This is a genomic window from Azospirillum griseum, assembly GCF_003966125.1.
Taxonomy (GTDB): domain Bacteria; phylum Pseudomonadota; class Alphaproteobacteria; order Azospirillales; family Azospirillaceae; genus Azospirillum; species Azospirillum griseum.
In genome coordinates, this window is the sequence record NZ_RXMA01000012.1 from 22,288 (window position 1) to 35,136 (window position 12,849).

The 12,849-nt window shown below is 64.3% G+C and carries 10 protein-coding genes, 1 tRNA gene and 1 pseudogene; 3 read left to right on the forward strand and 9 right to left on the reverse strand.

What is annotated here, in order from left to right; genetic code table 11:
• Positions 1-199: 199 nt before the first annotated feature.
• Positions 200-1,219, reverse strand: coding sequence for an amino acid ABC transporter substrate-binding protein (locus tag EJ903_RS13890; protein WP_126616362.1), 1,020 nt, complete (start codon positions 1,217-1,219; stop codon positions 200-202).
• A gap of 252 nt (positions 1,220-1,471) precedes the next feature.
• Positions 1,472-2,491: a transporter substrate-binding domain-containing protein gene (locus tag EJ903_RS13895; protein WP_126616364.1), complete on the reverse strand. Its 1,020-nt coding sequence runs from the start codon at positions 2,489-2,491 to the stop codon at positions 1,472-1,474.
• 3 nt (positions 2,492-2,494) lie between these two features.
• Between EJ903_RS13895 and EJ903_RS13900 the strand changes: the two genes are divergently transcribed.
• The 3 genes from EJ903_RS13900 to hisI all read left to right on the forward strand — a co-directional run bounded on the left by EJ903_RS13900 (position 2,495) and on the right by hisI (position 5,011).
• Positions 2,495-3,037: a hypothetical protein gene (locus EJ903_RS13900; protein ID WP_126616366.1), complete on the forward strand. Its 543-nt coding sequence runs from the start codon at positions 2,495-2,497 to the stop codon at positions 3,035-3,037.
• A gap of 322 nt (positions 3,038-3,359) precedes the next feature.
• Positions 3,360-4,538 carry a cystathionine beta-lyase gene (metC, locus tag EJ903_RS13905; protein ID WP_126616368.1) on the forward strand — a complete coding sequence of 393 codons (1,179 nt, stop codon included), beginning with the start codon at positions 3,360-3,362 and terminating at the stop codon, positions 4,536-4,538.
• A gap of 41 nt (positions 4,539-4,579) precedes the next feature.
• Entirely contained in the window at positions 4,580-5,011 is a 432-nt protein-coding gene (gene hisI / locus EJ903_RS13910) for a phosphoribosyl-AMP cyclohydrolase (protein WP_126616370.1), read from the forward strand.
• A 328-nt stretch (positions 5,012-5,339) separates the two neighbouring features.
• Here the strand turns inward: hisI and EJ903_RS13915 are convergent, their stop codons facing one another.
• From EJ903_RS13915 to EJ903_RS13950, 7 genes and pseudogenes are all read right to left on the reverse strand, one after another.
• On the reverse strand, positions 5,340-5,780 hold the full coding sequence (locus EJ903_RS13915; RefSeq protein WP_126616372.1) for a MarR family winged helix-turn-helix transcriptional regulator: 441 nt from the start codon (positions 5,778-5,780) through the stop codon (positions 5,340-5,342).
• On the reverse strand, positions 5,777-6,646 hold the full coding sequence (locus EJ903_RS13920; protein ID WP_126616374.1) for an alpha/beta hydrolase family protein: 870 nt from the start codon (positions 6,644-6,646) through the stop codon (positions 5,777-5,779). Before EJ903_RS13920 ends, EJ903_RS13915 begins: the two co-directional genes overlap by 4 nt.
• Positions 6,647-6,870: 224 nt before the next feature.
• Positions 6,871-6,946 (reverse strand) — tRNA-Met (locus tag EJ903_RS13925).
• Positions 6,947-7,083: 137 nt separating this feature from the next.
• A complete protein-coding gene (gene rpoD, locus EJ903_RS13930) occupies positions 7,084-9,063 on the reverse strand; it encodes an RNA polymerase sigma factor RpoD (protein ID WP_126616376.1) in 1,980 nt (659 codons plus the stop codon).
• Positions 9,064-9,199: 136 nt separating this feature from the next.
• Complete coding sequence (dnaG, locus tag EJ903_RS13935; RefSeq protein ID WP_377006669.1) at positions 9,200-11,371, reverse strand: DNA primase; 2,172 nt, start codon at positions 11,369-11,371, stop codon at positions 9,200-9,202.
• A 498-nt stretch (positions 11,372-11,869) separates the two neighbouring features.
• Positions 11,870-12,046: pseudogene (locus EJ903_RS28150) on the reverse strand (CHC2 zinc finger domain-containing protein); the annotation flags it as partial.
• A 114-nt stretch (positions 12,047-12,160) separates the two neighbouring features.
• Positions 12,161-12,619 carry a GatB/YqeY domain-containing protein gene (locus tag EJ903_RS13950; RefSeq protein ID WP_126616378.1) on the reverse strand — a complete coding sequence of 153 codons (459 nt, stop codon included), beginning with the start codon at positions 12,617-12,619 and terminating at the stop codon, positions 12,161-12,163.
• Positions 12,620-12,849: the final 230 nt, after the last annotated feature.

The following is a 12,849-nucleotide window of genomic DNA, read 5'->3' on the forward strand; positions in this document are numbered from 1 at the left end:
CCCAACCATCGCGAACCGTACGGTGTCCTCGCGCAGCCGGACGTGCTTCCGGCCCCTATCCCACACCGACGGATGCGATCATGTCTCCCACTGCGGTCTTGCACGCGCGAACGCTTCGATGGCGCTCTTCGCAACCGCTCTCCTCACGGTCGGGCCGTTGCACCGGTTGACGGTGCCGGACGGCCCCCGACGAACAGGCTTACCGGAACGGCGCGGTGTATTGCAGGCCGCCCTTGGTCCACAGCGCGTTCAGACCGCGTTCCAGCTTCAGCGGGGTGGCCGGGCCGACGTTGCGCTCAAAGATCTCGCCGTAGTTGCCGATCTTCTTGATGATGTTGTAGGCGTATTTCTCGTCCAGGCCCAGCGCCTTGCCCATGCCCGGCGTCGTGCCGATGAAGCGCAGGATGTCCGGGTTCTTCGAATTGACGAACTCGTCGACGTTCTTGGAGGTGATGCCGAACTCTTCGGCCTGGATGGTGACGTTGATGGTCCACTTGACGATGTCGAACCACTGGTCATCGCCATGGCGAACCGCCGGGGCCAACGGCTCCTTCGAGATCACTTCCGGCAGAATCACATGGTCTTGCGCGCCCGACGCAACGCTGCCACGGGTGGCGGCCAGATCGGACACGTCGGCGGTGCGCACGTCGCAACGACCGGCGAAATAGGCGGCGTTGACCTCGGCTTCCGACTCGATGACGACCGGCTTGTATTCCATGTTGTTCGCACGGAAATAATCCGCAAGGTTCAGTTCGGTGGTCGTGCCGGACTGGACGCACACGGTGGCCCCGTTCAGCTCCTTGGCGCTCTTCACACCGAGCTTCTTGTTCACCATGAAGCCCTGGCCGTCATAATAGGTGACGGGGGCAAAGTTCAGGCCAACCGAGGTGTCGCGGGTGAGCGTGACGGTGGTGTTGCGCGACAGCACATCGACTTCGCCCGACTGGATGGCCGGGAAACGCTGCTGGGCCGACAGCGGGGTGAATTTGATCTTGGTCGGATCATTGAAGATCGCAACCGCGATCGCGCGGCAGAAATCAACGTCAAGCCCGGTCCAATTGCCCGCGCTGTCCGGGCTGCCGAAGCCCGGCAGACCGGCGTTGACACCGCACTGAATAAAACCGCGCGACTTCACCGTGTCGAGCAGGCCCGCTTCAGCACCAACGCTGGCGGTAACAACCACAGCCGCAGCGGCTGCGGCCAGGATTCCCGATTTCATGTGTTGCTCCACCCTGTTTTTGAATTTTGACATACCGAACAGTCTGATGCCTGCGCCTGCCCCCTCTGGTGGTGTGCGATTTTGCAGGGGAGGCATGCGCGCGGTTCAAGAGTGCATCAACGGCAACCCTGTTGTCGAATCCTTCCGAACGGCCTTCCTCCGCAGGGGTCCACGGCGGCTCCATGCCGGACAGTGACTTAGGCCGGAGGCCGCAGCGCCGAAACACAGCGCTGCGGTCTCCGGCGAACAGGCTTACCGGAACGGCGCGCTGTATTGCAGGCCGCCCTTGGTCCACAGCGCGTTCAGACCGCGTTCCAGCTTCAGCGGGGTGCGCGGGCCGACGTTGCGATCAAAGATCTCGCCGTAGTTGCCGACCTTCTTGATGATGTTGTAGGCGTATTTCTCGTCCAGGCCCAGCGCCTTGCCCATGCCCGGCGTCGTGCCCAGGAAACGCAGGATGTCCGGGTTCTTCGAATTGACGAACTCGTCCACGTTCTTGGAGGTGATGCCGAACTCTTCGGCCTGGATGGTGACGTTCACCGTCCACTTCACGATGTCGAACCACTGGTCATCGCCGTGACGCACCGCCGGGGCCAACGGTTCCTTGGAGATGACTTCCGGCAGAATCACATGGTCATCGGGAACCGGAGCCACACCAGCCCGCGTTCCGGCCAAGCCGGACACGTCGGTCGTCAACACGTCGCAACGGCCGGCGAAGTAGGCGGCGTTGACCTCGTCGTTCGATTCGATGACGACGGGCTTGTAATCCATGCTGTTGGCACGGAAATAGTCCGCAAGGTTCAGTTCGGTGGTCGTGCCGGACTGAACGCAGACGGTGGCCCCGTTCAGCTCCTTGGCGCTCTTCACACCCAGCTTCTTGTTCACCATGAAGCCCTGGCCGTCGTAATAGGTGACGGGGGCAAAGTTCAGGCCAACCGAGGTGTCGCGGGTGAGCGTGACGGTGGTGTTGCGCGACAGCAGATCGACTTCGCCCGACTGGATGGCGGGGAAACGCTGCTGGGCCGACAGCGGGGTGAACTTGATCTTGTTGACATCGTTGAAGAGAGCCACGGCGACCGCGCGGCAGAAATCGACGTCAAGCCCGGTCCAATTGCCCGCGCTGTCCGGGCTGCCGAAGCCCGGCAGACCGGCGTTGACACCGCACTGAACAAAACCGCGCGACTTCACCGTGTCGAGCGTACCGGCGTTGGCACCTGCGGCAGCGAAAACGACCAGAGTCGCAGCGGCTGCGGCCAGGATTCCCGATTTCATGTGTTGCTCCACCCTGTTCTTGAGTTTTCAAGTACCGAACGATCCGATGCATGCGCCCAGCGTCCCAGCCACCGGCGACTCGCCAATTTGCAGGGGAGCCATGCGCACAGCACAAGAGTGCATCAACAAGAACCCCATTGTCGAATCCTTCCGAACATCCTCCATCAGCAATTTCTCAACGACGAACCCATCCGGGACAGTGACTTAGCCGATCACCACCCGCCAGACGCCGCACCACGCCCACAAGCGCAAACCGACACCGGCGGCCTGCCCCGGCATGCGATGCAGCGACAAAAAAACCAGCAGAAAAAATTGAATAATACAATATTATCAAATGTACATTTCAATCGAACACATCAATTCTTCAGCCAACCCGCCATCACCCATTTGACTGTTCCGTCCCAGATGTCACAACCAACACAGACAACCCGAATGAAAACAGCAAAAATATCAAATGCTCTTCAGGAACATTCGGGATTTCTGCTTGCAACGCTTATGTTTTTTGAACCGCATATTTGCGCAACTGTATGTATCACATCAATATGATATTAATGTTCAATTTTATAAACACGATGTGAATGGAATGTGAACAGGCGCTGATTCCGGCGATCCCATGATCCATCATCCGATCAGCCGCCTCCCTCTTGCGAACCGATTGGTTCGGCCGATCCTGCGCATGCACATGGTGCGCATGCACATGGGGTTCAAACACCACGCGGGCCGTACCGCCTTGCGACGACCGTGACCTGTCCGTGAAAAGGTCTGCGCAAGCGCCAATCGCCCCAAATCCTCCGTAGCGCCAGAGAAAGAGCGGTGACAAGATGCGGCCTGCGTGACCAAACCCGCCAGACAGAAAAACGGACAGTCGATGAAGGACGTTGCCAAGGACACCATTCTGGTCCATGCCGGACGCGATCCCAAAAACAACCACGGCATCGTGAATCCGCCGGTCTATCATTGCTCGACCGTGCTGTTTCCGACGTTGGATGCGCTGGAGGACAGCGACCGCCGCCCGTTCGAGGTCATCAATTACGGCCGCGTCGGCACCCCCACCACCTTCGCCTTTGAAAAGGCGGTGGCGGAGCTGGAAGGCGGCTTCGGCGCGGTGAACACCGGATCGGGCCTGTCGGCCATCTCCATCGCCCTGTCCGCCGTCACCAAGGCGGGCGACCATGTGCTGATCACCGACAGCGCCTATGGCCCGACACGGCGCTTCGCCAACGAAACGCTGAAGGGCTATGGCGTGGAGGTCGAGTTCTTCGACCCCAACATCGGCGCTGGCATCGCCGCCCTGCTGCGCCCCAACACCTGCGCCGTCTTCCTGGAATCGCCCGGCTCGCTGACCTTCGAGATTCAGGATGTTCCGGCCATCGCGGCGGCGGCCAAAACGGTCGGCGCGGTGGTGATGATCGACAACACCTGGGCCACCCCGCTGTTCTTCCGCCCGTTCGACCACGGCGTCGATCTGTCGATCCACGCGGCGACGAAATACATGGTCGGCCACGCCGACGCCATGCTGGGGGCCATCGTTTGCCGCGACGAAGCGCTGTGGACGACGGTGAAGAAGACCGCCACCCGCTTTGGCGTCTGCGCCGGGCCGGACGATCTGTTCCTGGGGTTGCGCGGCCTGCGCAGCATGGCCGTGCGGCTGAAGCAGCACCAGGAAAGCGCGCTGATCCTGGCCGACTGGCTGGCCGCCCGCCCCGACATCACCCGCGTGCTGCACCCCGCCCGCCCGGATTTCCCCGGACACGCCCTGTGGAAGCGCGACTTCACCGGCTCCAGCGGGCTGTTTTCCGCCCTGCTGACTCCGGTTCCGCGCGCCGCCCTCGCCGCGTTTTTCGACGGGTTGGAGCTGTTCGGCATCGGCTATTCCTGGGGCGGATTCGAAAGCCTGATCCTGCCCGCCCGCCCCGCCGGGGTGCGCACCGCCACCCGTTGGGACGAGCCGGGTCATCTGCTGCGCTTCCACGCCGGGCTTGAGCATCCCGACGATCTGATCCGCGACCTGGACGCCGCGTTCCGTCGGCTGAACGCCGCCCTGTGAACGGACGCCAAGCGACCTGAAGAGACGAAAGGGTTCGTGACATGACCGACGCCACCGCCTTTGCGGACGCGCTCGACGCCGTTCGGTTCAACGCCGACGGGCTGGTTCCCGCCATCGCCCAGGCCGAGGGCAGCGGCGAAATTCTGATGATGGCCTGGATGAACCGGGACTCGATCCTGGAAACCCTGTCCACCGGCCGGGTCTGCTACTGGTCGCGCTCGCGCGGCGGGCTGTGGCGCAAGGGCGAAACCTCCGGCCAGATGCAACGGCTGAAGGAGTTCCGGGTCGATTGCGACGGCGACACGCTGCTGCTGATCGTCGAACAGGACGGCGTCGCCTGCCACACCGGGCGGCGGAGCTGCTTCTACCGCGCGTGGCGCGACGGCAAGCTGGAGATCATCCAGGAGGTCGAAACCGATCCGAGCGTGCTGTACGGCCAATCGGGCGGCCATCACGGCCACAGCCACGGCTGAACGGGCGCAGGACGGAATGCCGCAGCCCCATGTTCGCGGATTCCATCATCGGTTTGATCCACATCAAAGGACAGGCAGAGCGATGGGTGTAGAGATCGTGGTGTCTCAAACCCTCCCTGTATAGGACTGCGCCGGGCATTCGCTGTAATGCCCGGCCAATTTTTTATGGGCTGCGCGCATCGCGCGAGACGGCGGATAAAACGCTCGCCATTTGATGCAGATCAACGTCAGTGGCGTGGCAAACCACTAGGGTCCGTTTGTCTCTAAACCTCCCTGTATTCACTGAGCCGGACGTCCCTCGCGACGGTCCGGCTTTTTCTTTTGTGCGTCAACGATCTTGGTCACTCGGGAATTTTCCCGGGAGGCTGGAGAGCCACCGGGCAACGACCTGCATCTCCTCCTCGCTGAATCCCGCGCTGAGACGGGCGTTGATGTCGGCCAGCCCGTTCTTGGCTTCCACCAGCGCCCGACGCCCCGCCGGAGTCAGAAACAACCGCCAGGCCCGGCCGTCCCGCCGGTCGGGCCGCCGTTCGATCAGGCCGGATTCCACCATGCGATCCGCCAACCCGCTCATCGCCGAGGGAGCCGCGTCCAGCGCCTGCCCGACCTCGCCGATCAACGCCCCATCCTGCCGGGCCAGATGGAACAGCACCCCCGATTGCGCGGCGGTGACACCGCTGTCGGCGGTGCGGGCCTGAATCCACCGCTGCAAACGGCGGTGCCCGACGTTGAGCAGATAGACCAGCCGCCGGTCGATCGCGCCGGTCACGCCGCCACCGCGCGGGCTTCCAGCCAGTCCAGCAGGGTTGGCCACAGCGTCGCCTCGTGCTGGCGGCGGAAGAAGCCGAAATGACCGATGGGGCCGCTGCCAACCGCCTTGGCCGACAGGTGGTGACGCTCAATCCGGGCGGACGTGAAGTGGCTGGCCAGCAGATCGATCCCCGGTGGGGTGGCCCAGGGATCATCGTCAAAGCCCAGGATCAGCAGCGGGGTGTTCACGCGGGCAAAGCGTTGCGCGGCGTCCACCGCCGGGTCGTCGAAGAAATAGCGCGGCAGGCTGGTCCAACGGCTCCACTGGCGGGCGACCCCGGCGGGCAAATCCTCGCCGATGCCGATCCGGCGGCTGGGCACATAGCCCAACATCGCCGAGGTCAGCGGGCAGACCAGCTTCAGCAAGGCGGTGGCGCGCCAGCGTTCGACGGCGGGGGTGATGAAGCGCAAACACCCGGCGTGCGAGGCGACCAGCGCGGCGGCGGTCAAATGCCGACTGCTCGCGCACAGGCCGATGGCGTGGCCGCCAAAGCTGTGCCCGACCGCCAACAATGGCGCGTCCGGCCAGCGTTGGCGCGCCCACTCCGTGACGCTGTCCACATCCAAATCGGCCCAGTCCAGCATCGTCGCCGAAAAGCCACGCAGGCGCGGCGGGCGCGACCGCCCGATCCCCCGATAGTCATAGGTGACGACGGCAAAGCCACGCGCCGCCAGCGCGTCGGCGATCGGGGCATAAAGCCGTTCCGGCACCGCCGTAGCCGGGTGAAGCAGCACAACCCCCAACGCCCGCCGCGCCGGTTCCCGCAGGGTCACGCCCAGGGAATGCCCGTCCAACGATGGCAGGCACAGTTCGGAAACCACCATGTGTCAGACCTTTATCGGAAAGTGTTTCGTGTATGAAATAGTTGATCGTGGACCATCCTTTGTCCAGATGATTCACGTTATCGCGATGAAATTGACCTATAGGTCACTCGAGACCACCCATCCCGCCGCCGCGCCTTTCCCCGGTGACGGCCAAAAGCAGCACACGCCATCCGTGCCCTGACCGCGAGGCAAGGCATGGCGCGCCGCAAAATGTGTGGAAAAACTGGTAGGCCTGGCCGGATTTGAACCGACGACAACACCGTTATGAGCGGCGCGTTCTAACCACTGAACTACAGGCCCATCCAGGGAGCGGCACTTTGCGACAAAGCGGGGGCGTTTTGCAACCCCTCGTTCACATGTTCAAACCACTGCCCCAAACGGAAACGGGGGCCGCAAGGCCCCCGTTCCCACACAGTGCAACAACGGCGAACGCCCGGTCAGGTGTCCAGGAAGCTGCGCAGCTTGCGCGACCGCGAGGGGTGCTTCAGCTTGCGCAGCGCCTTGGCTTCGATCTGGCGGATGCGTTCGCGGGTGACGTTGAACTGCTGGCCGACCTCTTCCAGCGTGTGATCGGTGTTCATGCCGATGCCGAAGCGCATGCGCAGCACACGCTCCTCACGCGGGGTAAGCGAGGCGAGCACGCGGGTGGTCGTTTCGCGCAGGTTCGCCTGGATGGCGGCGTCGAGCGGCAGGACCGCGTTCTTGTCCTCGATGAAATCGCCGAGATGCGAATCCTCCTCGTCACCGATCGGCGTTTCGAGGGAAATCGGCTCCTTGGCGATCTTCAGGACCTTGCGGACCTTTTCCAGCGGCATCATCAGCCGTTCCGCCAGCTCTTCCGGGGTCGGCTCGCGGCCGATCTCGTGCAGCATCTGGCGGCTGGTGCGCACCAGCTTGTTGATCGTCTCGATCATGTGGACCGGGATGCGGATGGTCCGGGCCTGATCGGCGATGGAACGGGTGATGGCCTGACGAATCCACCAGGTGGCGTAGGTGGAGAATTTGTAACCGCGCCGGTACTCGAACTTGTCCACCGCCTTCATCAGGCCGATGTTGCCCTCCTGGATAAGATCCAGGAATTGCAGGCCACGGTTCGTGTATTTCTTGGCGATGGAGATGACGAGACGCAGGTTCGCCTCGACCATTTCCTTTTTGGCGCGGCTGGCTTCCTTCTCGCCCTTCTGCACCGTGGAGACGATGCGGCGGAATTCGCTGATCGGCAGACGGCCTTCCTCGGCGACGCCGGAAATGCCCTCGCGCACCTTGCGGATGTCGGCGTCGTACTTCTCGGCGAACTTGCCCCAGGTCTTGGGGTTCAGGCCACGGATGCGGTCCAGCCAACCCGGATCCAGCTCGTGCCCGAAATACTGGTTCAGGAAATCCTCGCGCTTCACACGGCAATCGGTGGCCATGCGCAGCAGGCGGCCTTCGAAACCGGTCAGCTTCCGGTTCAGGATGTAAAGCTGTTCGACCAACTGTTCGATGCGCTGGTTGTTCAGGCGCACCGTGTTCATCAGCTCGACCATTTCGAGCTTCAGCTTTTCATACTTCTTGTCGGTCTGCTTGGTCACGTCCTCGCCCCGCTGCATCGCAGCGATGCGGGATTCGTGAATCTTGTGCAGCTTGTCGTAGGTCGCCTTGATGCTCTCGAAGGTCTCGATGACCTGCGGCTTCAGCGCGGCTTCCATCGCCGACAGGGACAGGCTGTTTTCGCCCTCTTCCCCTTCCTCGCCCTCTTCGCCCTCGCCTTCGGGGCGCGACGGCGGCGGCTCGTCGCCCTCTTCCCCGGCGGGACCGGGGGCGGCGCCCTCGACCGCTTCGGCCAGCGCCTCCGGCATCTCCTCGCCATCGGGACCGCCGCCATAGGTGGCGTCGAGGTCGATGATGTCGCGCAGCAGCATTTTGCCTTCCATGAGGGCGTCGTGCCACTCAAGGATCGCGCGGATGGTCAGCGGCGATTCGCAGATCGCGCCGATCATCATCTCGCGCCCGGCTTCGATGCGCTTGGCGATGGCGATTTCGCCTTCGCGCGACAGCAGCTCCACCGATCCCATTTCGCGCAGATACATGCGCACGGGGTCGTCGGTGCGGCCGATGTCGTCATCGTCGAGGTTGCCCGACGAGCGGCCTTCGCCGTCGCTGGCCGCTTCGGCGTTGTTTTCCGAATCCTGCTCTTCCGATTCGACGATGTTGATGCCCATTTCGGACAGCATCGCCATCGTGTCTTCGATCTGCTCGGAGGACGACGAGTCCTGCGGCAGAGCTGCGTTCAGCTCGTCATAGGTGACATACCCGCGCTCTTTCCCGCGCGCGATCATCTTCTTGACGGCAAGACCCATGCCATCCATCAGAGGACCGTCGCCGGATTCCTCCCGCGTTTCGGAAACTTCCACGCTGTTCGCAGCTTTCGTGGCCATGCGATCGGTGCCCCCGCATTACCCCAGTGAAAAAAATACGAAGAGGACGCCCGGTCGCGGTTGCCCGCACCGTCCGCCCCCACCCACACGCTCTGTACCCGCCTTGCGGCCCAGCCGACGATGACCGCCTGCGCGGTCAGAAATCGTCCGAATCATCGCCATCCGTCATTCCCATCGCGGACTTGATGACCTCCTGTTGAAGCGCCACGACCCGCGCGAGGTTGGCCTCGCTGTTGTCACGGGTCAGAGCCGCCTTGGCCTCCCTGAGATCGTCGAGCATCCGCCGGTGAAGCAGATGCTGCCACGTCGGCCACCATCCCTTCCGCGCCTCGTCGGTCGAGGCGTCCGGGCGGGCGAAGGCGGCGTGAACATAGGTCGATTCACTCAGCAACGCGCTGACCAGCTCCTCCTGACCAGCGGAAGACAAGTGGCGACAAAGGGCAGCCGCGTCAAGTCCCGAGTCGCGGTTGCGGTCGTCCGACAGGCATTCCTGCACCGCCCAGCGCAATTTTTCCATCTCAGGGTCGCCCAACGGCAACAGACCCAGCGATTCCCCGACCTCGCCGAACAGCTCGGGGTGGTTGATCAGGGTGGCCAGCAGAATCCGTTCGCGCACCGTCCCCAGCCGCGCCGCGCTGCCCCGCCCCTGCCCGACCGGCTTGGCGGTCAGCCGCCCCGGCGTGCCCGGCACATGGCGGCGCGGCGGTTCGCCCGGACGGCGGCCCGGAACCCAGGGGCCGCGCCCGCCCCGGTCGCGCGCGGGCGGGGCAAAGGCCTCGTCCACCCGGCGGCGCATCTCGGTGCGGTAGAAGCCCTGGACGTCGCGGTCGGCGATGGTGGCCACCCGCGCCTCCAGCGCCGCCTTGACCGCCGCCTTGGCTTCCGGCGTGTCGGTGGGACGCCCCTCCGTCTCCATCCGCCACAGCGCATCCGACAGCGGGATCGCCTGCTCCAACAGCCCGGTCATCGCCTTTGGCCCGTGGGCGCGGATCAGGCTGTCGGGATCCTCGCCCTCCGGCATGAAGACGACGCGGGCCGACTGGCCGGGGGCCAGATGGGGCAGGATGCGCTCCACCGCCCGCCACGCCGCCCGCCGCCCGGCGTTGTCGCCGTCAAAGCAGAGGCAGGGGATCTTTTCCGACGCCGGAATCAGCTTCCACAGCTCCTGAACCTGGGTTTCGGTCAGGGCCGTGCCCAGCGGGGCCACCGCGCCCTCGAACCCGGCGCGGACCAGGGCGATGACGTCCATATAGCCTTCGGCGACGATCACCGGCTTGCCATCCGCCGCCGCCTGCCGGGCGCGCGACAGGCCATAGAGCAGAGTGCCCTTGTGGAACAGCGGCGTGTCGGGCGTGTTGACGTATTTCGGCCCGTCGCCCTCCAGAATGCGCCCGCCAAAGGCGACGACCTGCCCGCGCCGGTCGGTGACGGGGAACATCACGCGGTTGCGGAAGAAGCTGTAGGCGGTGCGGCCATCGTCGGGCCGCTTCAGCAACCCCGCCGTGACCATGTCCTCCTCGTCGAACTTCAGCCGCAGCAAATGTTGGCGCAGCGCCCCCGAATCGCCGGGGGCAAAGCCCAGACGGAAGCGCGCCAGCGCCTCGCCATCCAAACCGCGCCGCCGCAGATACTCCAACCCGGCCCGCCCGGCCCCGGTCTGCAATTGCTGTTCGAACCAGCGCGCCGCCTGCTCGACCAGATCATGCAGGGTCTTGCGCCGTTCGTAATGGTGGCGGTCCTCCTCCGTCGGGCGCGGAACCGGCAACCCGGCCTCGCCCGCCAGATGCTCCACCGCCTCGGGAAAGGCGAGGTTGTCGTGGCGCATGACAAAGCCGATGACATCGCCGTGCGCGCCGCAACCAAAGCAGTTTCCGGTCAGGATGTGGTCTTCCAACGCAAAGGCGTGTTCGCCCGGCACGCTGGCGCAAAAGACCTCCTCCTCCCGCTCCGTCTCTTCCACCGTCGCCACCACCCAGCGCAGCCGCCCAAAGGATTTGTCGGCGGCTTCGAACCGTTGGCGCGCGGTCTCCCCCAGGAACAGATCCGGGTGCAGCGTGGACGGCACGAAATGGATGCGGAAAATGTCCCTCATCTCCGACGCCAAACCTTGGCGCGTCGCCATGGTGATGCCATAGGTGCCGATGCCCAGGCGTAAGGCGGCGGTGCGCACCCATTCCAGATGCGCCCGGTTGGCGCTGTGCAGCATCACCGTGCCATCCTTGGCGACATGACCGTCGGCGGCGAGGTAGCCTGCGAGAAAACCCAAAAGATAGGCGTCGCTGCTGTCCAGCGACGGAAGCTCCTTCATATGGCCGAAGGATTTCCCCCCGTAGATGCGCAGATAGGGTTTGCCATGCTCCGTCAGGCGGGGCTGCGGCGATTGGTTGGGAAACCACTCCGCCAGCACGCGGTCCTTGTCGCCGTGCAGGTGAACATGGCCGTAGCCGCCCTTATCCACCGATCCGTCGCCAAACACCACACCATGCGCGACGCCTTCCGGATCCAGCGTCCAATCCTGGCGCGCTTCGGGAAGGACCGCTTCGAGTCGATGCCCCGGCCGCAGCGCGGTGGTCAGCACATCGCCCTGAACGCCGCGCACGAACCAGCGATGCCCGGCGGTGGCGTGGAGCGTTTTGGTCTGGCCGTTGCGGGTCAGCGTGATGCGGTGAAGCTTTTGGACACCATAAGCGCGGAATTCCGCCGGAACCCAGACACCGCCGCGCGTCAGCACCGTTTGCGTCGTTCCGGCCAAATCGGCAATCGCCCGTTCCCCGTCGCGCAGCAGCACACGGGTTTCCGCCGCCAGACAATGAAAGAACCCCTTCTGGTCGTTGACGTAGAAGGAGGGGGATTTCTCGTTGTGGAAGGGGCACGGCGCCTTGAATTCCCGACCGGCGCGGATCAGGCGCAGCCGTTTGGACACCACGTCCGACAGGGCCAGCCGGTTGCGCAGCTCTTCCAGGAATTGGGGGGGGAAGGCCATGGGTCACATCACCGGGTCATGCGGGGGACAGCGTAACGCGGATCGCCGCGCGCCGCATCAACGGCGGCGGCGGCGATCCGGCGCGCGGACACACCCGGCGTCGGGCGGTTCCGGTCAGGCCGACAGGCGTTGCTTGACCAGCGGCCCGGCCTTGGCGAAATCCATCTCGCCCGCGTGGCGGGTCTTCAGCTCCGCCATCACCTTGCCCATGTCCTTGATCGAGGTGGCCCCCAGCTCCGCCACGATGGCGGCGATGGCCGCAACGACCTCCTCCTCCGACAATTGCTTGGGCAGGAAGCGTTCGATGACGGCGATCTCCTCGCGCTCCTGCTGGGCGAGTTCGGGGCGGCCGCCCTGCTCGTACATCGTCGCCGATTCGTTGCGCTGCTTGATCAGGGTTTGCAGCATCGACAGGACCTCGCCATCGTCGATGCCGTCGGTGACGCCGCGCGTGCGGGCGGCGATGTCCCGGTCCTTCAGGCCCGCCAGGACCATGCGGAGGGTGGAGACGGCGCGCGTGTCCTTGGCGCGCATGGACTCCTTCAAGGCATCGTTCAACCGGGTGCGCAGCATGTTCCTGTTCCTCATCGTCTGGCCGACGGCAACCTGGAGCCATCAGCGGCGGGCCATCGGCGGCGGGCGACTATCGGCAATCGCCCATCAAAGGTCACGCCTTATATAGAGCGGCGGCGTTTCCTCCGCGACTCCCCGTGTTGCGGAATCGTCGGGGAAAGCGCCATCGCAACGCCGCCCTGCAAAGCTATTGCTGGAAATCGGTCGGCCATTCGTCCTATAGGATGTCC